At 42.9% G+C, this 24,160-nt stretch carries 30 protein-coding genes; 13 read left to right on the forward strand and 17 right to left on the reverse strand.

What is annotated here, in order from left to right; all coding sequences use genetic code 11:
• The 4 genes from GQR89_RS18065 (at position 1) to GQR89_RS18080 (ending at position 3,492) form a co-directional block, all read left to right on the forward strand.
• Positions 1-240, forward strand: coding sequence for a DUF4266 domain-containing protein (locus GQR89_RS18065; RefSeq protein ID WP_158771337.1), 240 nt, complete (start codon positions 1-3; stop codon positions 238-240).
• On the forward strand, positions 231-1,526 hold the full coding sequence (locus GQR89_RS18070) for a DUF3570 domain-containing protein (protein WP_158771338.1): 1,296 nt from the start codon (positions 231-233) through the stop codon (positions 1,524-1,526). Before GQR89_RS18065 ends, GQR89_RS18070 begins: the two co-directional genes overlap by 10 nt.
• A 158-nt stretch (positions 1,527-1,684) precedes the next feature.
• Positions 1,685-2,566 carry an FAD:protein FMN transferase gene (locus tag GQR89_RS18075; RefSeq protein WP_158772317.1) on the forward strand — a complete coding sequence of 294 codons (882 nt, stop codon included), beginning with the start codon at positions 1,685-1,687 and terminating at the stop codon, positions 2,564-2,566.
• Positions 2,567-2,721: 155 nt separating this feature from the next.
• Complete coding sequence (locus tag GQR89_RS18080; protein WP_158771339.1) at positions 2,722-3,492, forward strand: DNA/RNA non-specific endonuclease; 771 nt, start codon at positions 2,722-2,724, stop codon at positions 3,490-3,492.
• Between the two features lie 59 nt (positions 3,493-3,551).
• Here GQR89_RS18080 and GQR89_RS18085 read toward each other — a convergent pair whose 3' ends face one another.
• From GQR89_RS18085 to GQR89_RS18135, 11 genes are all read right to left on the reverse strand, one after another.
• Positions 3,552-3,830: an HPr family phosphocarrier protein gene (locus tag GQR89_RS18085; protein WP_158771340.1), complete on the reverse strand. Its 279-nt coding sequence runs from the start codon at positions 3,828-3,830 to the stop codon at positions 3,552-3,554.
• The gene (gene rapZ, locus GQR89_RS18090; RefSeq protein WP_158771341.1) at positions 3,827-4,672 is read right to left on the reverse strand and encodes an RNase adapter RapZ; all 846 of its coding nucleotides are present in this window, start codon (positions 4,670-4,672) and stop codon (positions 3,827-3,829) included. Before rapZ ends, GQR89_RS18085 begins: the two co-directional genes overlap by 4 nt.
• Position 4,673: 1 nt before the next feature.
• Entirely contained in the window at positions 4,674-5,117 is a 444-nt protein-coding gene (ptsN, locus tag GQR89_RS18095; protein WP_158771342.1) for a PTS IIA-like nitrogen regulatory protein PtsN, read from the reverse strand.
• 15 nt (positions 5,118-5,132) lie between these two features.
• On the reverse strand, positions 5,133-5,420 hold the full coding sequence (gene hpf / locus GQR89_RS18100; protein ID WP_158771343.1) for a ribosome hibernation promoting factor: 288 nt from the start codon (positions 5,418-5,420) through the stop codon (positions 5,133-5,135).
• Between the two features lie 25 nt (positions 5,421-5,445).
• On the reverse strand, positions 5,446-6,939 hold the full coding sequence (locus tag GQR89_RS18105) for an RNA polymerase factor sigma-54 (protein WP_158771344.1): 1,494 nt from the start codon (positions 6,937-6,939) through the stop codon (positions 5,446-5,448).
• 122 nt (positions 6,940-7,061) lie between these two features.
• The gene (gene lptB, locus GQR89_RS18110) at positions 7,062-7,787 is read right to left on the reverse strand and encodes an LPS export ABC transporter ATP-binding protein (RefSeq protein ID WP_158771345.1); all 726 of its coding nucleotides are present in this window, start codon (positions 7,785-7,787) and stop codon (positions 7,062-7,064) included.
• Complete coding sequence (lptA, locus tag GQR89_RS18115) at positions 7,787-8,311, reverse strand: lipopolysaccharide transport periplasmic protein LptA (RefSeq protein ID WP_158772318.1); 525 nt, start codon at positions 8,309-8,311, stop codon at positions 7,787-7,789. Before lptA ends, lptB begins: the two co-directional genes overlap by 1 nt.
• A 40-nt stretch (positions 8,312-8,351) precedes the next feature.
• A complete protein-coding gene (gene lptC, locus GQR89_RS18120) occupies positions 8,352-8,915 on the reverse strand; it encodes an LPS export ABC transporter periplasmic protein LptC (RefSeq protein WP_158771346.1) in 564 nt (187 codons plus the stop codon).
• A complete protein-coding gene (kdsC, locus tag GQR89_RS18125) occupies positions 8,912-9,466 on the reverse strand; it encodes a 3-deoxy-manno-octulosonate-8-phosphatase KdsC (RefSeq protein ID WP_158771347.1) in 555 nt (184 codons plus the stop codon). Before kdsC ends, lptC begins: the two co-directional genes overlap by 4 nt.
• Entirely contained in the window at positions 9,466-10,437 is a 972-nt protein-coding gene (locus GQR89_RS18130) for a KpsF/GutQ family sugar-phosphate isomerase (protein WP_158771348.1), read from the reverse strand. Before GQR89_RS18130 ends, kdsC begins: the two co-directional genes overlap by 1 nt.
• A gap of 6 nt (positions 10,438-10,443) precedes the next feature.
• The gene (locus GQR89_RS18135; RefSeq protein WP_158771349.1) at positions 10,444-11,406 is read right to left on the reverse strand and encodes a calcium/sodium antiporter; all 963 of its coding nucleotides are present in this window, start codon (positions 11,404-11,406) and stop codon (positions 10,444-10,446) included.
• 318 nt (positions 11,407-11,724) lie between these two features.
• On the opposite strand from GQR89_RS18135, the gene GQR89_RS18140 reads away from it, so the two are divergent.
• The 7 genes from GQR89_RS18140 (at position 11,725) to murA (ending at position 16,403) form a co-directional block, all read left to right on the forward strand.
• Positions 11,725-12,522: an ATP-binding cassette domain-containing protein gene (locus tag GQR89_RS18140; protein WP_158771350.1), complete on the forward strand. Its 798-nt coding sequence runs from the start codon at positions 11,725-11,727 to the stop codon at positions 12,520-12,522.
• Positions 12,523-13,299, forward strand: coding sequence for a lipid asymmetry maintenance ABC transporter permease subunit MlaE (gene mlaE, locus GQR89_RS18145; RefSeq protein ID WP_158771351.1), 777 nt, complete (start codon positions 12,523-12,525; stop codon positions 13,297-13,299).
• 16 nt (positions 13,300-13,315) lie between these two features.
• Positions 13,316-13,780 carry an outer membrane lipid asymmetry maintenance protein MlaD gene (gene mlaD / locus GQR89_RS18150; protein ID WP_158771352.1) on the forward strand — a complete coding sequence of 155 codons (465 nt, stop codon included), beginning with the start codon at positions 13,316-13,318 and terminating at the stop codon, positions 13,778-13,780.
• A gap of 30 nt (positions 13,781-13,810) precedes the next feature.
• Positions 13,811-14,461 carry a phospholipid-binding protein MlaC gene (locus tag GQR89_RS18155; RefSeq protein WP_158771353.1) on the forward strand — a complete coding sequence of 217 codons (651 nt, stop codon included), beginning with the start codon at positions 13,811-13,813 and terminating at the stop codon, positions 14,459-14,461.
• Positions 14,454-14,786: a lipid asymmetry maintenance protein MlaB gene (locus tag GQR89_RS18160; protein WP_158771354.1), complete on the forward strand. Its 333-nt coding sequence runs from the start codon at positions 14,454-14,456 to the stop codon at positions 14,784-14,786. The genes GQR89_RS18155 and GQR89_RS18160 overlap by 8 nt, the downstream gene beginning before the upstream one ends.
• A 28-nt stretch (positions 14,787-14,814) precedes the next feature.
• Entirely contained in the window at positions 14,815-15,072 is a 258-nt protein-coding gene (locus tag GQR89_RS18165; protein ID WP_158771355.1) for a BolA family protein, read from the forward strand.
• Between the two features lie 71 nt (positions 15,073-15,143).
• Positions 15,144-16,403: a UDP-N-acetylglucosamine 1-carboxyvinyltransferase gene (gene murA, locus GQR89_RS18170; RefSeq protein ID WP_158771356.1), complete on the forward strand. Its 1,260-nt coding sequence runs from the start codon at positions 15,144-15,146 to the stop codon at positions 16,401-16,403.
• 75 nt (positions 16,404-16,478) lie between these two features.
• Here murA and GQR89_RS18175 read toward each other — a convergent pair whose 3' ends face one another.
• From GQR89_RS18175 to GQR89_RS18185, 3 genes are all read right to left on the reverse strand, one after another.
• Complete coding sequence (locus tag GQR89_RS18175; RefSeq protein WP_158771357.1) at positions 16,479-17,540, reverse strand: trypsin-like peptidase domain-containing protein; 1,062 nt, start codon at positions 17,538-17,540, stop codon at positions 16,479-16,481.
• Between the two features lie 102 nt (positions 17,541-17,642).
• The gene (locus tag GQR89_RS18180) at positions 17,643-19,013 is read right to left on the reverse strand and encodes a DegQ family serine endoprotease (RefSeq protein ID WP_158771358.1); all 1,371 of its coding nucleotides are present in this window, start codon (positions 19,011-19,013) and stop codon (positions 17,643-17,645) included.
• A 93-nt stretch (positions 19,014-19,106) separates the two neighbouring features.
• Positions 19,107-19,547, reverse strand: a complete 441-nt coding sequence (locus GQR89_RS18185) for a ZapG family protein (protein ID WP_158771359.1) — start codon at positions 19,545-19,547, stop codon at positions 19,107-19,109.
• Positions 19,548-19,789: 242 nt separating this feature from the next.
• Here GQR89_RS18185 and zapE point away from each other — a divergent pair, with 242 nt between their 5' ends.
• Together zapE and GQR89_RS18195 are read left to right on the forward strand one after the other, a co-directional pair.
• Positions 19,790-20,896 (forward strand): cell division protein ZapE, encoded by a 1,107-nt coding sequence (zapE, locus tag GQR89_RS18190; RefSeq protein ID WP_158771360.1) that lies wholly within the window; start codon positions 19,790-19,792, stop codon positions 20,894-20,896.
• 106 nt (positions 20,897-21,002) lie between these two features.
• Positions 21,003-21,737: a YebC/PmpR family DNA-binding transcriptional regulator gene (locus GQR89_RS18195; RefSeq protein ID WP_158771361.1), complete on the forward strand. Its 735-nt coding sequence runs from the start codon at positions 21,003-21,005 to the stop codon at positions 21,735-21,737.
• A 118-nt stretch (positions 21,738-21,855) separates the two neighbouring features.
• Here the strand turns inward: GQR89_RS18195 and GQR89_RS18200 are convergent, their stop codons facing one another.
• From GQR89_RS18200 to GQR89_RS21380, 3 genes are all read right to left on the reverse strand, one after another.
• On the reverse strand, positions 21,856-22,848 hold the full coding sequence (locus tag GQR89_RS18200; RefSeq protein ID WP_370461086.1) for a purine phosphorylase: 993 nt from the start codon (positions 22,846-22,848) through the stop codon (positions 21,856-21,858).
• Positions 22,849-23,103: 255 nt separating this feature from the next.
• The gene (gene folE, locus GQR89_RS18205; protein ID WP_158771363.1) at positions 23,104-23,658 is read right to left on the reverse strand and encodes a GTP cyclohydrolase I FolE; all 555 of its coding nucleotides are present in this window, start codon (positions 23,656-23,658) and stop codon (positions 23,104-23,106) included.
• 227 nt (positions 23,659-23,885) lie between these two features.
• Complete coding sequence (locus GQR89_RS21380) at positions 23,886-24,062, reverse strand: hypothetical protein (protein ID WP_199271339.1); 177 nt, start codon at positions 24,060-24,062, stop codon at positions 23,886-23,888.
• Between the last annotated feature and the right edge of the window lie 98 nt (positions 24,063-24,160).

Consider the following 24,160-nt stretch of genomic DNA (forward strand, 5'->3'; position numbering starts at 1 on the left):
ATGCTTAGTAAACCTACTATTAATCGCTTGCTAGTCGCCTCAGCGCTAGTTGCTACTTTAGCTTTAAATGGCTGTGCCAACTTAGGCGTCAAGCCGTGGCAGCGCGACCTACTTGCCAAGGACGAAATGGCACTTGATGCCGAAGGCATCGATTTAGGATTAGATGACCATATTTATTTTAGCAAAGAAGCCACTAGTGGTGGTCGTTCATTTGCTGGGGGGGGCTGCGGATGCAACTAACTAAAAGTAAAAATCTTAGCGTGTCACTGGCAGCAGCAGCCTGCGCGCTTTTGAACGTTGGCGCACAAGCGGAAGAAACACCAGCAGAGGAATGGAAGTTCGATACGGCAATATTGTATTACGGTGAAACAGACCGAGTACAGCTTGCTGAAGGCGTATTCAACGCCAATAAAGACTTTGGCGATCAGCGCATATTTAATGGCAAAATTGCCATTGATACCCTTACTGGCGCATCAGCATCAGGCGCGGTTGCCCAGCAAGAAGCCCAAACATTCACGCGTCCTTCCGGAAATGGCCAATATGTGGTGAATCCAGAAGAAACACCCCTTGATGACACATTCCAAGATACCCGTGTGCAACTCAGTGCCCAGTGGACTCAGCCCCTATGGGAGAATATGACCGGCAGTACAGGGGTACATTTATCAAAAGAGTACGACTACTTGTCGTTAGGTGTGAACGGTTCACTAGCGCGTGACTTTAATCAGAAAAATACCACTGTATCCGCTGGCGTCTCTTACCAGTACGACAGTATTGATCCGGTTGGAGAAGCACCTGTTGGCCTATCCAGCATGGTGGTTGATACAGGTCAGTTTGCTGATGAAACATTATTTGATACCGCTTTCGATGCGACCCGTACTACTGATAGCAAAGACAAAAATACGGTCGATTTACTGTTAGGTGTCACCCAAGTTATAAACCGACGCATGCTAATGCAGTTTAACTACAGCTATTCAGTTGCAGACGGTTATTTAACCGACCCCTACAAGTTATTAAGTGTGGTTAACAGTGAAGGGATCACCCAAGACATTCTGCACGAAAATCGCCCCGATAAGCGCACTAAACAAAGTTTTTATTGGCAGACCAAATATGCCTCTGATTACGGTATTGCGGATGTATCTTATCGCTATGCCACAGATGATTGGGATATTGATTCTCACACGTTTGATTCGAGATTCAGAGTGCAACTAACTGACAACAGTTACCTGCAACCGCACTTTCGTTATTACCAGCAAAGTGCTGCAGATTTTTATCAACCGTTCTTAGTTGAGGGGTCGTTGTTGCCGTCAGTTGCCAGCGCTGATTATCGTTTAGGTGAAATGACGGCATATACCGTAGGCCTTAAATATGGGCAAACTATGGACAATGGCCGAGAGTGGGCCATCAGATTGGAGTACTACCAACAGAGTCCTAAAAATGCAGGCTTCGACGAGCCAGGTGCACTTCAGGGCTTAGATCTATACCCGAGCATTGATGCTGTCATCGCTCAGGTAAGCTATAGCTTTTAGCGCTAGTATTTCATAATGAATTTGGCTCAGGGTATACTGTCTGCTATATGTTTACTTACTTTAGCAATGATAGAACTGCCAACTAAGGTGAGACAGTCTTGAGCCAAATCCCAACGTTATTCTCAAAAGGTGACTATTTTCACGGTCACTTTTTTTGCATGGCTAGTCCATGTGAGCTGTTAATTGAAACCCAAGATCAGTTATTCGCCAATCATCTTCTTCAGCAAGTAGTTGCACAGACTAAACGTATCGAACAAAAATACAGTCGCTATATTGCCGGTAATCTTGTTGATCGAATAAACCACAGCAATAACAGTTGGGTGCAAATAGACCAAGAAACCCACAGGTTACTGGCATTCGCGCAAACCTGCTTTGAGCTCAGCGATGGCATGTTCGATTTAACATCTGGCGCACTGCGAAAAATATGGGACTTTACCGGTAAAGGACAGTTTCCAAGGCCAGAACAAGTCGCTAATATAATAAAACACATCGGCTGGCAGCATATAGAATTTACCGAACAACATATTCGTTTACCCTCTGGTTTCGAATTAGATTTTGGTGGTATAGGCAAAGAATACGCAGTGGATGCTGCGGCCAAGCTTTGTACTGAACTTGCGCCTACTGTTTCAACATTGGTTAATTTCGGCGGCGATATTCAAGTCACTCAGCCCAGACGCCATCATGCTTATTGGCAAGTCGGTATTGAGAGCCCTCAGCTTATAAATGCCTCTCAACAAGTAGTGCCCTGCCAGCAAACAGAAAACGCTGACCAAGATACTCACGCTATGGTAAAGATAGCCTCAGGTGGCTTAGCCACAAGTGGTGACGCTCGACGCTTTATTATTCACAACAACATACGCTATAGCCATATTCTAAACCCCAAAACAGGTTACCCTGTAACCGGTGCCCCGCGCTCAGTGACAGTCGCAACAGACTTTTGCATTCAATCCGGCATGATAGCGACCATGGCCTTACTTCAAGGGAGCGAAGCCGAACATTTTCTACAAGCCCAACAACAAAAGCATTGGTGTTACTGGTAGATATCTGACAGGAAGCCATTCATCAACGTCCTTATCCTTTTTCATAAGTCCTTAAATTTGCTAAATAATTTAATATTAATATCACCGTCCCAAGGATATTTTGCTGTATCATTTTGTTATTGATGTATTTGTAGAGAACGCTAAGAGCGCTGTAAATGAAGTCCTACGTATTAATACTTTTGGTGTTTGTAACAAATACCTTATACGCTAACGTGTGCGGCCAATTTAACTGCCCGACTGGTGCACCCATTGAAAATGATGTGATCGAACGCCCAATTTATATATTAAGCAACAATCACGACACCAAATTTGCCGATTGGGCTGCTTACCAAGTCACGCCAGAAACGATTGATGGGCCGAGTCGTTCACGTAGTTGGCGATCTGATCCCGAAATATTAAGCCAGTTCACTTTAGAAACTGCTGACTACAAAGATGCCAACGCTGTTATCCGCACGGACCGCGGGCATCAGGTACCTCTTGCGAGTGTGAGCAATACCAATGATTGGCGCACGACAAACTATTTGTCGAATATCACCCCGCAAAGCTCCAATTTAAATCAAGGCCCTTGGGTGAGGTTAGAGTCAGCAATACGGAACTTAGCACGAAGCGGGAACACTGTTTACGTTGTTACCGGCCTCTTATATGAAGGATTTTTTGCCGTATTACCAGGCGCAGATGAATCACATGTTGTTCCATCTGGCTATTTTAAAGTTGTGGCTATGATCACCAGCTCAGGATACGTGCGAGCATCTGCCTATGTTATGGAACAAAACAGCGCGCGTGCCGATAACTATTGCATGAAAGAGGTCACGATAGACAATGTCGAAAGTCGCAGTGGTTTAAATATATTCCCCGCAATGACTGGCAGTAAGGAATATACAGTGGAATCCCGTCTAGGAGGGTTGAGCAGCCTGTTAGGTTGTTAAAACATTAGCGATTAATGTTAGGGATATTATTCAGGCTTAAAAAAATACACTAATGAAGTCTATTCACTTTCGTTAAACTTACCCACAATGAGCTTTTCTACTGCTTCCATGGCTTGTTGGGCATCTATGCCTTGTGAAATAACCAGTACTTCTTTGCCCTGACAACTCTCAAGCATCATCAAGCCCAGTACACTGCTAGCAGAGGCACTTTTATCGTCCTGCACTATGGTCACTTCAGCGTCGAATTGATTGGTCAGCTTAACCAATTCTGTCGCTGCTCTGGCATGCAAGCCGAGCTTATTTACAATGAGTAAAGTCTTTTCTAAACGCTCACTCATCGATTGAGTTCTCGATGGCGAATTTGTACATCAGGATGCGAAGCACTAAAAGTCTTGGCAAGCATTTCAACCACGTAAACCGAACGATGTTGACCGCCGGTGCAGCCTATCGCAACAGTGACATAGCTGCGATTATTACGCTCTAAATGTGGCAACCAAGTTGAAATCAAATTTTGGATTTGCCAGATAAATTTAGTCACTATGGGTTGCGAGCCAAGAAATATCTCTACTGGCGAATCGAGACCGGTCAACGGTTTTAAATCTGGTTCCCAATGTGGATTCGGCAAAAAACGTGCATCAAATACGTAATCTGCATCTTTGGGAATACCATGCTTAAAACCAAAACTTTCAAACACCAATACTAAACGTGAACTTTTTTTACCTAAAATACGTTCGCGCACTAATTCAGCAAGCTGATGAATCGATAGTTGGTCAGTATCTATGTACAAGTCAGCACGCTCAGCAATAGGCGCCAGTAATTGGCTTTCTGCTTGAATAGCACCAGCTAACGATTTGTTCTGTTTTGATAACGGATGTAGGCGACGCGTTTCGCTAAAGCGTTTGATAAGTACATCATCGCTAGCATCTAAATAAAGAATGGTCATTTCCCACGTCGAAGGTAGATAATCAAGTATCTCTACCAATTCATTGGGATCTTTGGGGAGATTGCGCACATCAATACTGACCGCCACTTGGTCATACTCATCGACTACAGTATGGGTCAACGTAGGCAACAAATTGACTGGGATGTTATCGACACAGTAGTAGCCCAAATCTTCCAACGATCTTAATACAACGGACTTACCTGAGCCTGAGCGACCGCTTATAATAATAAGTTTCATATCAACTGAGTACCTGAAATAGTGCTTGGTCAGTAGTCGCGCTACGCAATTCCTTCAAGACATCTTTATCACTGAATTTTTTGGCGATCGCGGATAAGGTTTGTAAATGCTCGTTGGCCTTCTCTTCAGGCACCAATATCGCGAAAAATATGTCCACAGGCATATTATCGATAGCATCGTATTGAACCGGAGGTTGACAAGTCACCAGCACAGCTAAGGTAGACTCAAGACCTTTTATACGGCCATGGGGCAACGCAATACCACCACCAATTCCTGTACAGCCCACCTTTTCTCTACTACTTAAGCTGGCCAAAATAGTGGCTTGGTCTATCTCAACAAGGTGCTGAGAGGCCACCTGACTGATGAGCTCTAAGATGCGTTTTTTGCTAGAACCCTGAACTGCGCATAAAACGCAGTCAGGGTGAAGAATACTTGAAATTTCCATTATTTACCTGATGGGTTAATGGCGCTTAACTTTCTCTTTATGCTTAATGACTTGGCGATCGAGCTTATCTATTAGCCCGTCTATCGCGGCGTACATATCGCTGTGTTCCATGGTTGCAAAAACATCTGCTCCATTCAAATGTATCGTAGCTTCAGCTTTTTGGTTCAGCTTTTCTACATTGAGAATGACGTGAACATTGTTAATTTGATCGAAGTGCCGCTCTAGCTTGGTAAATTTAGTATCAACATAATCTTTAAGTGAATCGGTAACATCCACATGGTGACCAGTAATATTAATTTGCATAACGCCTCTTCCTTCTTTAATCAGCCTACAATAGGCTTTTTCGTTGGTTCGACGGGGGTATCATAAGAGATTCCCGGTATTTTGCTATCGTTCGCCTAGCAACCATAATGCCTTGATCAGCTAACAATTGAGCAATCTTGCTGTCGCTTAACGGCTTACTGGGTTTTTCAGCCGCGACCAATTTCTTAATCAACGCACGTATTGCAGTTGATGAACATTCTCCGCCAGTTTCGGTAGCAACATGGCTAGAGAAGAAATACTTCAACTCAAAAATACCTCTAGGGGTATGCATATACTTTTGCGTGGTAACACGAGAAATAGTCGACTCATGCATCTCAACCATTTCTGCTACATCATTCAATACCATAGGCTTCATCATTTCTGGACCGTGTTCAAAAAAGCCCATTTGCTGTTGCACTATACAGTTTGACACTTTTAATAACGTATCGTTGCGACTCTCAACACTTTTAATAAACCATTTGGCTTCTTGCATGTGTGAGCGAATAAATTGACTGTCACTAGTATTTTTTGCTTTACGACTCATGGCCGCATACTGCTGATTTACATTCAACTTTGGCAAGCTGTCGGGATTGAGTTCGACTGTCCAGCGGCCATTCTTTTTGCTCACCGAAACATCAGGTATTACATATTCTGGTTCGCCTTTTATCAAAGCGCTACCTGGACGTGGGTTTAATGTCTTGAGTAAGCGCATTACTTCGCGTAAATCATCTTCTTTTAAACGTGATTTACGCATTAACGTCCGATAATCCTTACTGCTCAGTAAATCCGCATACTCACCGATCAGTGTTTTGGCTTCTTCTAACCAAGGCGTATCTGGCGCAAACTGACGTAACTGAACCAATAAACACTCCTGCGGAGTGCGAGAACCTGAACCGATAGGATCAAACATCTGAATCCGTTTTAGCACGCATTCAACTTCATCAAGTTCTATCTCTTCATCATCCATACTCGTCAGTACGTCTTCAACACTCATGGTCAAATAACCAGACTCATCAATAGAGTCAATAATGGCCGTCGCTATCGCCACATCAGTATCGCTAAAATGTGTTAAGCGCATCTGCCATAGCAGGTGATCTTGAATATTGTCAGTGGTTTCCCCCTGAAAAATTTGCTCATCGTCGCCTGCTGACCCACTCGAAATACTTGATGCAGGAGCGGATGACGCACTGATGTATTCATCCCACGTGGTATCCATGGGTAAATCTTCGGGTATATCATTTTTTTCTAGGGCTTCACTTGCATCAATATTATCGCTGCTAGTTTCGACGATCTCATTGTTGTCTTTAGACGCAGGATCTAACGAATTATCGTTAAGTGCACTGTCGCCAGATTCTTGGTCAGTAGGCTCTTCTATCTCCAAAAGCGGATTTGAATCCAACGCTTCTTGAATTTCTAGCTGTAAGTCCAGCGTAGAAAGCTGCAACAAGCGTATAGCCTGCTGCAACTGCGGAGTCATAGTGAGTGATTGACTAAATTTTAATTGTAAAGAGGGTTTCATTTACTTCTTTATTATGTCCGTTGCAAACTATCTATATGCTGTGGTTGATTCAATTTGACTGTATTTGTCTCACCAAGCGCCTGATAAATATCTCGATAAAAAGAGTGGCTGTTTCACAGTAACTATAGCCTGAATTGTTCACCTAGGTATACATCTCTTACACGTTGATCACTTAATACTTCTTCGGCTGTACCGGAAGCAATCAATTCACCTTGGCTGACAATATACGCCTTTTCACAAACATCGAGTGTCTCTCTTACGTTGTGGTCTGTTATCAAAACACCAATGCCACGATCACGTAAATGCTGAATAATTTTCTTGATATCATTAACCGAAATAGGGTCTACACCAGCAAAGGGCTCGTCAAGTAAAATAAATTCTGGGTCAGCGGCAAGGGCACGCGCTATTTCTACGCGCCTGCGTTCACCGCCTGACAAACTCATACCAGCGCTGTTTCGAATATGATTAATATTGAATTCGTCTAATAATGAATCTGCCTGTTGCTCTCTTTGGTCTGTCGTTAGCTCTTTGCGCGTTTGCAAAATAGCCATTAAATTCTGATACACAGTCAACTTACGAAAAATAGAAGCTTCTTGAGGCAAATAGCCAATCCCTAAACGTGCCCGCATATGCATTGGTTGCAAGGTAAGATCTTGCTGGTCGATGCATATTTCGCCTTTGTCTAGGGGTACAAGTCCCACTATCATGTAGAAGGTGGTCGTTTTACCCGCGCCATTGGGACCGAGCAAGCCCACAATTTGGCCCGTAGAAACTTCAAGGCTTACATCCCGTACAACCTGCCGAGACTTGTAGGATTTAGCCAAGTGAGTGGCTCTTAAGGTCGCCATTATGGATTTACGTCCTGTTTAGGTTGGTCAGGTAAGTCGCTTGCCTTATTTTCTTGAGGCGTTTTCTTGTTGTCAGAAGCCGCTTTTTTTGAAGGCTGAAAAATAGTGATCACTCGGCCATTACCTTCATTTTCGCCTTCTCCTTGAGCAACGATTTGCTCAAGTTCCATATTAAAAGTAATCGACTCACCTTTAACACTGCTATTATTTTGCTTTAATTGCGCATTTCCCTCTAGGGTAAGGGTGCGTAAATCACGACGATACTCTATCTTATTCGCCGACGCTTCAATACTACCACCGAGTTCCTGTTGCTGAGAGTATTTGGCTGGGCTGCCAGTCGCGATAAACACTTCGTTTCCTTCGCCTTTGCTGGCATCGACTTCCACTTCATCTGCGTAAACATTCAAGCTGCCTTGATTGATATGCACATCTTCACGAAAAATAGACTTTTTGGTTTTTCCATCACCAAACTGAAACTTCGAGTCCACTTTTATAGCTTGTGTAAAATCCTCTTTGCCGGCCAAGCTCAATGGGGAAAACGTCAATGTTGCTATGGCAACTACGCTAAGGCCGAGGTTGATAAATGGTTTGCACATGATCAAGTAACTCATATTGTTGGGTAGATAAATTGGCTTTAAGACCGTTGCTGTTAATCACATAGTGCTGACCGAATATTTGCACGGGTTGGTCAGATTCCATGGTTTTGTCTATTAAATTTATTTCGATAAAGTCAGTACGAATGGTACTAGCAAATCCTTGCTCGTCCTGATTACGTATCTCAACATTATTTTCTAATTGAATACGGTTATCTTCGTACAAGGTACCGTCTTTAGCCGACACTTGCCACGGAGAAGCCTGTGATTCTACAAATATGGTGTATTGCGGCTGTTTAAAAAGCGTGAAACCAAGCATTTCAAAGTGCTCCATTTTGCTCGCAAACACCTGATGACTTAAACGCCCATCTTTATCGAATAACGTGCTTAACATCTCACTAGCCTGATAATTAGGCTGCCAAGCGGTCTCAGTTTCGGTTTGTGGAATCATATCCTCTTCGGCTAACCAGTCAGGTAAGTTAGTCGCAATGACTAACAGGAACAAGCCGCCAATGCTGAGTGTGAGGCGATTCATACACTACTTCCGGTAACTTTGTGTAGCTTACCTTTGGCATGTAAAATAAGATCACACACTTCACGAACCGCACCAAAACCACCATTAATCTGTGTAACATATAACGCCTGTTTTTTCACAAATGGGTGGGCGTCAGCAGTAGCAACACCTATATGACTCAGATTGAACATGCCAATATCAGGCATATCATCCCCAATGGATACGGTTGCTTCTTTGCCGATTTTCAGCTGCTTTTGCAGAGCGTCTAAAGCATCATACTTTTGCTCACAACCTTGAATAATATGCTTGATACCCAGAGCAGACATTCGCTGATGGACAATTTTAGATTCGCGACCAGTAATAACAGCCACATGAACCCCGATATTCAGTAATGCTTTCACGCCAAAGCCATCGCGAGTATGAAACGCTTTAAGTTCTTCGCCTTGGTTGCCCATATAAATACGACCATCAGAAAAAACACCATCAACATCGCAGGCCAGCAACTTGATACGCGAAAATTTGTCCATCAACGACGACGATTTGTTTCCATATAGGGTATTGATGTCGCCCATTAAATCACTCCTGCAGACAATAGAGTCTGCATATTTATCGCCCCAACGGGCATATTTTGTTCATCGACAATAAACAACGAACTAATTTTTCGTTTTTGCATAACATTCAATACTTCAGCAGCGAGGGTATTCTGTGAAGCTGTTATGCAGTTTGCTGTCATTACGCTTTCAATACGAACGGTATGAATATCAACCCTCGCATCAAGCACCCGGCGCAAATCACCGTCGGTGAAGATACCGAGCAGTCGTCCGTCCTCAGCGACAATACCAGCCATACCAAGTCCCTTGCGAGAGATCTCGAGCAACGCTTGGCTAATAGTCTGGTCTGTTGTGACCAAGGGTAAAAAATCTCCTTTACACATGATGTCATCCAATTTGAGCAAAAGCTTACGTCCTAAAGACCCGCCAGGATGTGACAAGGCAAAATCATCTGGCGTGAAACCTCTAGCATCGAGCAGTGCTACCGCTAGCGCATCTCCCATCACGAGTGTAGCAGTAGTGCTCGCCGTAGGGGCTAACCCCAAAGAGCAGGCTTCTTTTTCAACTTTGATACATATGTTGACGTCCGCATATCTGCCTAATGAGCTTAGCGGATTGTTGGACATAGCGATAATCTCAATACCTCGACGTTTTACCACGGGTAATAACGCCAACAGTTCAGATGTTTCACCTGAGTTAGAAATAGCCAACAAAACATCTTGTTCAGTCAACATACCTAAATCACCATGATTGGCTTCTGCTGGGTGCATGAAAAAGGCGGGGGTGCCTGTACTGGCCAGCGTTGCCGAAATCTTATGACCGATATGACCGGATTTTCCCATGCCACAAACCACAACTTTGCCTTTACAATTTTTCAGTAATTCACATGCAGCGACAAAATTCTCATCTACGTATTGAGTAAGTTGTGCTATTGCCTGCCCTTCTATTTCAAGCACGCGCAGGGCCGATTGAATGTAATCTACTTGACTCATTCTGGATTAACCTTGGTTAAATACGAAGTACTGATAAGCAACAAAACAGCCTAAAAAGATCATTGCTTCAAAGCGATTAATACGCCCAGCACCGCGTAAATTAAAACAAAAAATGACTAACAAAAAGGTTAGTCCTAACATGCTGTAAATATCTCGACTCGCGGCGTCGGGATCGACGGGGCCGGGTGATATTAAACCTGGCATCGCCATTACTGCCAAAATATTAAATATGTTAGAACCAATAATATTGCCCAGCGCTAAATCATCTTCGTTCTTCAATACTCCGGCAATACTCGCCGCTAGTTCAGGCAAACTGGTGCCAATTGCAATGATGGTTAAACCAATAACCAAGTCACTTAAACCGAAATGATGGGCAATCACAACGGCTGAATTAACCATAAAATGAGCACTTAATGGCAATAATACCAAACCAACTAACAACCAAATAATCGCATTTTTAGTGGGAACGTCGGACGGCACTTCATTATCTGTTTCTGATTCCAGAGGGTCGCCTTTCTCCATATTAAAAGACATCCATGCGAGTCCACCGATGGTGAAAAAGAATAAAACGAACAGCACAACGCCTTCACTCAGCGACAAATATAAATCAGCAAGAAAATAGGTAGCCAACAACGACACGGCCAATAAAACAGGCATTTCCCGTTTCAGGGTAGTAGATGCGACTGTTAAAGGTTTAAGTAGCGCGGTTAAGCCAAGAACTAGGGCAATATTAGTGATGTTTGAACCGATAGCGTTGCCGATGGCGGTGTCTGTATTGCCGTTTAATGAAGCTGTCGCCGAAACCATAATTTCAGGAGCGGAAGAGCCCATCGCAACTATTGTTAAACCGATGACCATGGGAGAAATTCCCATATTTCGAGCGAGTGCCGACGAACCGTATACGAATCTATCTGCACCCCAACTCAATACTACTAACCACAACAAAAATAATAACGCTTCAACTATCACGAAAACTCACTTCTTTTAAACTAATACCCAATTGTCGCAAAAAGCACTGCCTTTGCATATTCATTGTGTGACAAATAAACCCGCTAATTATAAATAAGACTGAACGATAAATATTCAATACGGGTCTTATACGTAACGGTTGAGTATAATGATTCCTTATACTGTCATTCGTTGTTACTTTCTATGTTCGAAAAATACGAATATAACTTGTTACTTTTTGGCTTTGAGGTTTGCTCTTGAAAACACGTATAATGCTCGCAATTAATATGCCCTTCGTAGTAAGTGTTTGATTTACCTAACAGGAATACAACAGTCTTAATGGAAAATTTGCTAGAAATAGACAACCTTACGTTCTCCCGCAGTGGCCGTGTTCTCTATGATGATATCTCAATGCGCATAGTGAAAGGTAAAACCACGGCGATAATGGGGCCCAGTGGCATAGGCAAAACGACTATGTTGCGATTAATAGGCGGTCAATTAAAACCAGATAGCGGAGATATTCGCTTCAAGGGCGAGTCGATACAAGCCATGAGTCGCAACCGACTATTTACGGTGAGACGCCAAATGAGCATGCTATTTCAAAGCGGCGCATTGTTTACTGACATGACGGTATACGACAATATTGCGTTTCCATTACGGGAACATACTAAGTTGTCCGAATCGGTGATTAAAACAATAGTATTGTTGAAATTACAAGCTGTCGGGTTACGGGGAGCAGCTCACTTGATGCCGGCTGAGTTGTCTGGCGGTATGGCGCGACGTGCAGCGCTAGCAAGAGCGATTGCTCTTGACCCTGAACTTATCATGTACGATGAACCCTTTGGTGGACAAGATCCTATTTCAATGGGTGTATTGGTAAAGTTGATAAAAGCGTTAAATGACGCGCTTCAACTGACCAGTATCGTGGTAACGCATGATGTTGCTGAAGTACTTACGATTGCAGATTACATTTATATTTTAGCTGAAAAGAAAGTAATAGGCAGTGGTACACCTGAACAAATTAAACAAAGCGATTCCCCTCTTGTGCAGCAATTTCTAAACGGTGAAGCAGATGGGCCAGTGCCGTTTCATTATCCGGCAGACAAGCTTGAAAACGCCTTTTTTGGAGTGAAGTAAATGCAGTGGTTGGCGGATATTGGGCATAATACAATCGATACAATTCGTTCATTTGGGCGTGCGTTTTTAATGCTAGTTGGTGCGATTATCGCGAAACCTCAACTGATAAAAAATACGCCTTTGACCATAAAACAGATATATGTGGTCGGTGTTCAGTCACTGTTAATCATAATTGTATCAGGATTGTTCATCGGTATGGTTATGGCGCTACAAGGCTATACCATTTTAGTCGATTACGGTGCGGAAGGTAGCTTAGGACCCATGGTGGCACTTTCACTGTTGCGTGAATTAGGCCCTGTTGTTACCGCTCTATTGTTTGCTGGGCGTGCTGGCTCTGCACTGACAGCAGAAATAGGCTTAATGAAAGCCACTGAGCAGTTAAGTAGTTTAGAAATGATGGCAGTAGATCCGCTGCGTCGAATTGTTGCCCCTCGCTTATGGGCAGGTATTATATCGATGCCAATGTTAGCGCTAATATTTAGCGCAGTAGGCATATTGGGTGGGCATGTTGTCGGCGTAGATTGGTTAGGCGTAGATGCAGGAAGCTATTGGTCCATTATGCAGTCTAGTGTCGACTGGGATAAAGACATAGTTAACGGCATTATCAAGACTATCGTATTTGCATTTGTTATTACCTGGATAGCAATATTTAAAGGATATGATTCTATCCCTACATCAGAAGGGATAAGCAAAGCCACCACTGAAACCGTGGTATTTTCATCTTTAGCAGTGTTAGGACTAGACTTTATCCTAACCGCATTAATGTTTGGTATATAGTAGGAGTATAAAAGTAATGTCGTCACGGAAAGTGGAAATTATGGTTGGCTTGTTTGTGGTACTGACAATAGCAGCCGGATTGCTATTAGCTCTTAAGGTAGTTAATCAGGGCATGTCTGGTAGCATGGACTCTTATACCTTATATGCAAAATTTGACAACATCGGCGGCCTTAAGGCTCGCTCGGCAGTAAAAGTGGGCGGTGTTACAATCGGACGCGTCGACAGTATTAACCTAGACCCCGATGGCTATACACCTGTTGTCGCCCTAAAAATCTCCCAGAAATATACTAAATTCCCAGAAACAAGCTCAGTGTCGATTTTAACCTCGGGCTTACTCGGTGAACAGTATGTCGGTTTTCAACCCGGTTTTAGTATCGACGGTATCGCCGATCTTGCTGAAGGCGATTACATATCAGATACCAAATCAGCATTGGTTCTAGAAGACCTAATTGGTCAGTTCTTATTTAGTAAGAACGATTAAAATTTATAAACTTTGGACTTAAAATACCCCATGAAGCAATTAACACGAATATTTAGCGTCGCAGTCATTTTAATTTTCAGCAGCGTTGCCTCGGCCGAAGAAGTTAACCCTTATAAACTACTGGAAGATGTGGCTACTAAAACGTTCGCCAGAATCAAAGACGAACATGCTGAAATTCAGAAAGACCCTGAAATACTACGCACTATCATTGAACAGGATCTTCTACCTTACATTGATTATAACTTTGCAGCGTTAAAGGTCTTAGGTAAGCATTTTAGAACAGTTCCAAAAGAGAAAATTCCTGAATTTATCCAAGTCTTTCGTGAGTACCTGATCACGACTTACGCTTTAGCCTTGACCTATTATAATGGCCAGGACGTAATATTCCAGCCGATGCAAGATACCCCAGAAGATAAAACGGCAACCGTTCGTGCTGTCGTCAGAGAACCTGGTCGTCCTGATATCAAGATTTCGTTTAAATTACGTAAGAATACCAAAACGAATGAATGGAAAGCTTACGATATGGTCGCTGAAGGTATTAGCTTGCTATCTAGCAAGCAGAGCGAATATGAATCAATTTTACGCCAGGATGGCATTCAAAAAGTCATCGATATTATGAAAGAGAAAATTGCTCAACCAATTACTCTGGAACAAGCCAAAAAGGAAGAAATTAGTGAGTGAGTCCAGTACTTCACAAATCACTGTCGAAAATCTCAAAGATTCCCCTGAGTGCTTTGCACTTAGGGGAAAGCTTAACCGTGAAACGATCCCTAATTTTTGGCCGAACAGTGTGCAACAACTAACGAGTGCTAAGTCGATCAATCAACCACTTGTATTAGATTTAACGAATATTGAGCACATTGATACCGCAGGTCTTGCATGGTTAATCAACCTTATACGCGATACTAAGGCTCAGGATATTCAATTCCATATAGCTAATCCTCCAAAAACCCTACTAAATTTGGCTAAAATTAGCGACGTTGAGGCCTTTTTACCGTTACAATAACTGTTTAATTTTAATCTTGGGGAAACCAATGCAGAACTCTGAAATCGAACAGTTATTAATTGAAAAACTTGGCTTAGCAGAAGCTCATGTTAGCGGTGACGGGTCACACTTTCAGATTATTGCGGTTAGCGACCAATTTGAAGAAATGAGCCGAGTAAAAAAACAGCAATTTGTATACGCTCCGCTAAGTGACATTATTGCTCAGGGCACCATGCATGCCATATCAATTAAAACCTTTTCTGAAAAGCAATGGAAGCGTGAACGTCTTCTTAATATGCCTCAGTAAATTGGCATTTCAGCACAGCTTTCCACCTGTTTTACAATCTATCACTGTGTACAATTCATAAGAGCAATTCCATGGACAAACTACTCATAAAAGCGTCAAAGCCTCTACAGGGCTCAGTACGTATCTCCGGCGCGAAAAACGCGGCATTACCTATTTTAATGTCAAGTATCTTAGCCGACTCCACTTGCTATTTTGATAACGTACCAGAACTCAGAGATATCAATACCAGCTTAGCCCTACTGGCTGAATTAGGCGCTGATGCTAAACGTGTTTCTGGCCATTCAGTAGAAATCGATCCAAGTTCAATTAATAACTTCAACGCATCTTATGACTTAGTTAAAACCATGCGAGCTTCGATCTTAGTATTGGGGCCACTACTAGCCAAATATGGCGAAGCAAACGTTTCCTTACCTGGTGGCTGCGCCATAGGAGCACGGCCAGTGAACCTTCATTTGCAAGGCTTAGAGAAGATGGGAGCACAAATCGACGTAGAAGCGGGTTATATTCGCGCCAAAGTGGATGGACGCTTAAAGGGTGCTAACATATTTATGGATGTGGTAAGCGTGGGTGCCACGGAAAACCTAATGATGGCGGCATGTTTGGCCCACGGTGAAACCGTCTTAGAGAACGCCGCCAGAGAGCCTGAAATTGTTGATTTGGCCAATTGCTTAAATGCCATGGGCGCTAAAGTAAAAGATGCTGGCAGCGACAAAATACGCATTGAAGGCGTAGAGCGTTTGCAAGGTTGCCGTTATACGGTATTACCCGATCGTATTGAAACAGGCACATTTTTAATTGCTGCGGCCGTAACTGGTGGCAAAATTCGTTGCGAAAACGCCGCCCCTGACACCTTAGATGCAGTGTTAGACAAACTCGTGATGGCTGGCGCAGTCATCACCACAGGTGAAGACTGGATTGAGCTTGATATGCAGGGCCATTCACTTAAAAGCGTGAACATTAAAACCGCACCTCACCCTGGTTTTCCAACTGATATGCAGGCTCAGTTTGTCGCACTTAATTGTGTGGCTGAAGGCACTGGCGTCGTCACCGAAAATATCTTTGAAAATCGCTTTATGCACGTACCTGAATTGCAGCGTATGGGAGCCAAGATAGATTTAGAAACAAACAGTGCTGTGTGCCACGGCGTATCAAGTTTAAAAGGGGCACAAGTGATGGCAACAGATTTACGTGCTTCTGCAAGCTTGGTGATTGCAGGTTTAGTAGCGGAGGGAGAAACTATCGTTGACCGTATCTACCATCTAGACAGGGGATACGAGCATATTGAAACTAAGCTTAACGGCTTAGGGGCAGATATTAAACGCATTAAATAGAGTATTTAGACTGCTTGGCATTTTAGTTACCCAGACCTACCGATTAACTAAAAGTGCCAAGCGAATAATCATATCTTATGGCCGACCCAGTTCGGCGACTACTACCGTTAAGGTCAATAATTCACCGCCTCGGCTTACCTCTATTTGAAGCTCACTACCGGGCTTGGTTTCAGCAATATAATCCAATGTCTGAGTAACACTATCTGTTGGCTCACCATTAATAGTGAGCATAACATCATCGGTTTTAATGCCACCTTTATCAGCAGAACTACCAGGGGTGACACTGGTAATCAAGATGCCTGTGCGACCATAAACTTCAGCCGCCCCAACACCAAGTTGTCCCCGCGTAACACGGCCATTAGCGACAATTTCGTCCATTACTTTTTTAGCAAGACCGTAAGGAATAGCGAAAGACACGCCATCAACTTCTTTCACTCTTCGCTGGCTATCTAATGTTTTGAAGTTAGCGTTATTAATGCCAATTAAATAACCGTTACTGTCAACTAAGGCCCCACCGGAATTACCTTCGTTAAGCACGGCATCCATTTGGATAAAATCGAAATAAGCCGCCAATCCGTTACGCCCAACGCGACTAACAACGCCTTGAGTGATTGTTTGACCTAAATTGTACGGGTTACCAATGGCTAAAACCAAATCCCCTACGCGCGTATCAGGGTCTTCTAATTGGGGGATCACATGTAAGTTGTCTTCAGCCACTTTCAACACAGCCAAATCGGTGTAAGGGTCGTACCCCACAATTTGCGCTTCAGCTCTGCGCCCGTCTTGCAGGCCAACCAAGATACTATTTGCATTTGCGATGACGTGCAGGCAGGTAAGAATCAAACCACCCTCAGTCATAATCACACCCGAACCTAAACTAGTGCGCTCAACAGCCTGACTACGGTTATAAATACTACCGCTTTCAATTGATTGACTGTAAATGTTTACCACAGCAGGGCCAGAAACATTGACCGCATGATTGAAACTAAGCTTGTCAGATGTTTGCCTGACAGGGCTGAACACAGCTAAGTTTAGTCCGCTGCCATGACGCAAATCAGGCACCAAAAGGAGTACTACTCCAGAGATGATGACACCGACTAATGCGGATTTAATCAAAAATGTTAATGAATCTTTCAAGGGACCTGCTAATAAAAGCTTACTTATCAGAGGTTAAGAATAACACTGAAGGGAAAAAGTTAATAGCAGCCCAGTACCGGGGCTGCTATTAAATTGATATTACTAACGGATTACTAAATAAAGGGTAGATAAACCACGTTTTACATTAAGTGCAATAACGCCTTTAGATTCATCAAGTGCGTTGCGCAAATCAACAACATTGTCGATTTTGTGCCGGTTAACGCCAATGATAACGTCACCGTCTTGAAGGCCAATAAGAGCCGAAGGCGAACGTGCGACTAGGTCAGAAATAACGACACCATCGACACCTTGCTTCGTTTTACCATTGGTTAGCGTAGCGCCTTCCAGCGCGGGGTGAATCTCTTTTGCTGCAACGGTATTTTGAGTTGCATCGCCTAACACAACTTGTACTTGTTTCTCTTTACCTTTGCGCAGCAAGGTTAAGTTAACTTTTGATCCTGCGCCTTTACTGCCTATTTTAGCGCGAAGTTCCAAGAAACTCGTAACGGGTCGTCCTTCAATTTCGACAATTATATCGCCTGCTTGAATTCCACCCTTGTCAGCCGCTGAACCTTCAGATACTTCACTAACGAAAGCGCCTCGGCTAACATCTAGATTCATCGCTTCTGCTAGGCCTGAATCCACGTCTTGGCCCAATATGCCGAGTAATCCACGACGTACTTCGCCAAATTCGATAATCTGATCAACCAAGCTTTTCATCATATTAGCAGGGATCGCAAAACCAATACCTACGTTACCGCCATTAGGACCAAATATAGCGGTATTAATACCAACCAACTCACCATTAAGGCTAACTAGTGCTCCACCTGAGTTACCACGGTTAATTGCCGCATCAGTTTGAATGAAATTTTCATAGCCACCAATGTTAAGACCCGAACGACCCAAAGCGCTAACAATACCCGAGGTGACTGTTTGACTTAACCCAAATGGATTGCCGATAGCTACCACGAAATCACCAACACGTACTTTGTCTGAATCCGCTAAAGGGACAGCCACCAAATTTAAGTTATCAGTATCAATTTTAAGCAATGCAATATCGCTTTGCTCATCGGCACCAAGTTTCTTGGCTTTGATTTCACGACCGTCATTTAATTTAACGGTAATTTCGTCAGCATTATCAACCACGTGATTATTAGTAACAATGTAACCTTTTTTAGCGTCAATTATCACGCCCGACCCCAACCCTTTAAATGGACGTTCTTGGACTTGTTCACCATTACCACCGAAGAAACGTCGAAACACTTCTGGTACTTGTTGGCGCGAAACTTGTGTGCCTTCAACAGAAATAGTTACTATCCCTGGAGTGGTTTTTTCCAACATCGGCGCAAGGCTAGTGACAGGCTCATTGTCACTAGAAAAAAATGGCAAGGCGGCATTTGCCGAACCGGCAATCATTAAGCTTGCCGCAAAAACACAACTAGTGATGGCAGTGCGGTTGATAACTTTACTCATTTAACGATAACTCCATTGATAACTTATTAGCTAAAATAAACACAATAAAGACTGTGAGCTACTTTAAAAAGTTCCCACAGGAATGTTGTTCAGCTACTTTGACTGCTTTTCAGCGGCAGCTTTCTCAGAACCACTAAACAACCCAGAGCTCTGATTTGAAAAATCTAAAGGTTGCACATCTGCGCTGTCTTTGTCGCGTTTCACTTTCTGCTCTTTATGTTGCAAGAAAGGTGATGCGTGCTCTCCAAAAAAGCTTACGTTGCTGCTCTGAGCGTCACTATTTAAGAGCTCTAGAGACTTCTCGTACTCATCCAAATTTTGATTTAATATTTGGCATTGCTGCTCCAGTTGTTCAGCCACTTTTCTACTTTGAGCTACGTGAGTCAACGACTGTTGTACCATAACATCTTTTAAGGTTTGCTCTTTTTGGTTGTCTTTCGACGATTTAGTGCTTTCAAGGTAGACATATTTTGCAACAAAGAAACCAATCACAGCGCCAACCAGCACTAAAACCACACCAATTAACCAATCCATACCTACTCCAATAATAAGGTTGTGAAAATAACATCCGCTTAAAATGCGGGAAACTACTAAACGCTACAGTAACCAACGGCAATAATTTATAAACTATACAAGCTGACAGCGCAAAAAACGCCGTGTTTTGATATTATAACCCTGTCATGCATTTATGCGGTCATTAAATTTGTATTCAATACCCCAACGTCGTCAGTATCGCGAATTTTAAGGTCATTCAGTAGAAGGAAAAAACACGCCTTATGTCAGCTTTAACACCTTGGCAAAAATATCAACTAGACCTACAGCGCGAAGACTTTCACTCAGATCCTGCTCAAGCCAATGCAGTCAAACAATTGCAACGTTTGTATGATGAACTCGTAGAACCTCATCGAGAACCTAGTCTTTGGACCAAAATTAAGTTCGTAATAGGCAAAGATGCACAGACCAGTGCTATAAAGGGCTTATATTTTTGGGGCGGCGTTGGTCGAGGTAAGACCTATTTAGTCGACACCTTTTATGATTGCCTGCCGTTTGAAAAAAAGATGCGAGTTCATTTTCATCGCTTTATGCACCGAGTACACGAAGAACTAAAGGGCCTCGCAGGCCAATCTGATCCGCTGAAGACCATCGCGGCGAAATTTGCCAGTGAAGCAAACGTTATTTGTTTCGATGAGTTTTTTGTTTCTGACATTACTGACGCTATGATTTTAGGCACGCTCATGGAAGAAATGTTCGCCAGAGGAATTGTATTGGTAGCGACCTCAAATATTATTCCGGATGAGTTATACCGTAATGGATTACAACGAGCACGCTTTCTACCAGCGATTGCCTTAATTAATCAAAATACCCAGGTCATCAATGTCGACAGCGGAGTGGATTATCGCCTGCGCACGCTGCAACAAGCCGAGATTTATCACTACCCTCTGGGGCCTGTAGCAACTGACAATCTGGCTGTTTATTTTAACCAGTTAGCATCTGATGAGTGCCATCACGATGGGGCTATCATCATTAAAGGCCGCCCTATTCCTGCCATTCATTATGCTCAAGGTGTAGCCATGTTTGAATTTCGTGCCTTATGTGACGGCCCCCGCAGTCAAACTGATTACATGGAATTAAGTCGTTGTTACCACTCAATTTTGCTCGCTAATGTAGAGCAAATGGGTTTAGTTATTGATGATATAGCTAGACGCTTTATCGCCATGGTAGATGAGTTCTATGAGCGCAATGTTAAGTTAATCATGTCAGCAGAAGTGCCCCTTGAGGAACTTTATACTCAGGGCAGTTTAAATTTTGAATTTCGTCGCTGTCTCAGCCGATTAAAAGAAATGCAATCTCACGATTATTTAGCGACTGAGCATCTGCCTTAAGCAACTAAACGTGTTGTAACCCGACTAAAGGGTTTTGTACAATTCGTGCGTTTATCGGTAAAATCTCAGTCATATCATTATATTTGTATCAAAAAAGAGAACATAAATGGGCAGAAAGTTTGAAGTACGTAAGGTTTCCATGGCAAAAACTGCCGGCGCTAAAACCAAAGTCTATTCGAAATACGGTAAAGAGATTTACGTAGTTGCTAAAAATGGTGGCCCAGATCCGCAGGCCAACCTGTCGTTACGAAGATTAATCGAAAAAGCTAAGAAAGACCAAGTCCCCAGTCACGTAATCGACAAAGCCATTGATAAGGCTGCCGGCGGCGCAGGTGAAGATTTCACACCAGCACGTTACGAAGGTTTTGGCCCAGGTGGTTGCATGGTCATTGTGGATTGCTTAACTGATAACAATAATCGCACCATCACAGATGTACGCAACTGTTTTACCAAGACAGGCTCTAAAATCGGCGTAACAGGTACGGTCGGTCATATGTTTGACCATCAGGCTGTATTTTCTTTTCCCGGTGATGATGAAGACGCGGTATTAGAAGTGTTGATGGAAGCAGATGTCGACGTAACCGACGTAGAATGTGAAGATGGTATGATAACTGTGTTTGCGCCGCACACTGAATACTACAAGACACGTACGGCACTTACTGAAAAAAATCCTGACCAAGAGTTCGAAGTTGAAGAGATAACGTTTGTTCCGCAAACTGAAAGTATTGTTTCTGGCGATGACGTAGCGACGTTCGATAAATTCATCGACATGTTAGAAGACTGTGACGACGTTCAAGACGTTTACCACAATGCAGTCGTAGAACGTGGTGAAGAAGAATAAAAACGAGCACGTTCAAACATCACGCTAAAAGCTAATAAAAACACCGTCAATTGACGGTGTTTTACTATCTAACGCATTTTTCTAATGGTTTATTGAAATAATGTATAAAGAGCGCTCGTTATTGCTTTTCTAGTGCGACCACTTCGTCTAATACGCCTAACAGCAGTTTAGCACCTGTGCCAGATGCGATACCGTCAAAAACATTCTCAACATTTTTGCCTTGTTGCCCACCGGCTAAATCACTGATGGAACGGATCACCACCCAATCAACGTCATTCACAAAACACACTTGCGCAACAGCTGCTGATTCCATTTCTGAAACATCGGCGTTAAATACTCGCCGTACCCATTTGCGATATTCGGCATTATCTAAAAATACTGAGCCTGTTACGCCATTTCCGCCTACTTTTACGTGAATAGCCTTACCTGATGGCATGGCGATGGGGCTCACCTTTTCAAGCGCTTTTTTTGTTAGTGTTAACAGTTCAGTTGACGCACTAAAGTACGGTTTTTGTCGCGGACTGTCCCATCCTTCTTTGATTACAGCCATTTCTTCAGGATGAATAAAACCAAAATTTTCATAAGCAGGTGAATCAGGATCTTGCTTACGGCGTTCTAAAAACGACGCTAAGGATTTTTCGTAATAATCAGGCAACACAAACTCGCCTTCTTTCTCAAGGTCTGGATTGACATACACCGATTCATCGTGGAAATACCACCTTGCTGGTACTGAAATATCGCCGGGAGAAAACTCACTGCTAACAGCACCAGCGATACCCATCATAATCACTCTATCAATGGGAAAATAATCCAACGCCATCTGCATCGTCATTGCTGCATTAGGTACGCTTATCCCAGTGGTGAAAATAACAATGGGCTCACCTTTATAAGTGCCTAATTGGTATTTCACGCCTTGGAAAGAAACTGTTTTGCTGATCTTCGCATCTGGTAATTTAGCAATCGCGGCATCAATAGCCTTAATTTCAGGCTCATATGCCGCCACAATCGCGGTCCATTTATTTTCTACATCAAAAGTGCGAGGCCCATACTGACTCAACGATTCAGTACTTTTTGCATTCGCATTTGCGCTCATAAATACACTGGTAACCATCAACGTACTAAATAACGAAACGGTGGCTACACGGCGCATAACGCCCTGAAAAGGGATATTAGGTTTAACTGTCATGTGAATTTCCATACAAAAATGATGCAGGCGCACCATATTGGAGCAAAGGTCTGTGCATATAACGACTTCATGCACGCTTAAACGGGTTGGAGGAATAAGTATGAGAAAAGCATGCCAATACGTTAGAAAAATCAAGTATTGGCATATCTATAATGTTTTTATTGGCAATAAATTGAGACTTTATTTGCCTATAAGACGCAAAAACTCATTTCGTGTGGCGTCCGATCTTCGCATTGCCCCAAGCATAACTGACGTTACCATTGAAGAATTCTGCTTTTGCACACCACGCATCGTCATGCACATATGCTTGCCTTCCATGATAACACCTACGCCCGCAGCGCCGGTTACTTCTTGGATCGCATCAGCTATCTGCTTGGTCAGTCCTTCTTGGATCTGTAAACGTCGCGCATACATGTCTACGATACGAGCAAACTTAGACAACCCCAAAACCTTACCTTTAGGAAGATAGGCAATATGACAATGACCAATAAAGGGCAAAATATGGTGTTCACACAATGAATAGTATTCGATGTTTTGGATCACAACCATCTCATCTGTATCCGCCTCGAATATGGCGCCATTAACTACTTCATCGAGGTTTTTCTCATAACCATTGGTCAAAAACCGCATAGCTTTGGCGGCTCGTTTAGGTGTATCCACTAAACCACCCCGCGTGGTGTCTTCACCTAAAATCGAAAGGATTTGCGAGTAATGCTGGGTTAAATCATCTGACATTAAATCTGACTCTGTAATTAGAAATAGACTGGCAACGTTGAAGAGCAGTTAACTTAAGGTTAGGACTTTACTTGCGCGCCATACAATCGAAGAATGATAGCATTTTCTTAGCCGTGGGATAAATGCCTGATGACAGATCTGTGTCATATTCATTGCGACAAACTACATAGAGGGTTACTAAATGGGTTTATCAAAAAATAAGCAGAGTATTTAGATATAAAATATTATTATTTTAAACGCTTCTCATAAGCAGTACGCATATTTGCAATATATTCATCAAGTGCCAACTTAGCGCTCTCATACGCTTCTGCTCTATCGGGGGAGTTGGGATGCTTTTTATATTCTTCAAAAGCGATATCAGATTGCCGCAAAAGGGTTTGTAATTTTACTTGCACAACATCCATATTATGACTTTCTCTGATTAGTTTTTACCTTTCCAGATTAGCAAATGCCCTGTTGAACGCAAACAACATGGGGCATGTTTTACAAATATTTACACTCT

Origin of the sequence: Paraglaciecola sp. L1A13 (genome assembly GCF_009796745.1) — a bacterium.
In the GTDB taxonomy this organism is placed as follows: Bacteria; Pseudomonadota; Gammaproteobacteria; order Enterobacterales; family Alteromonadaceae; genus Paraglaciecola.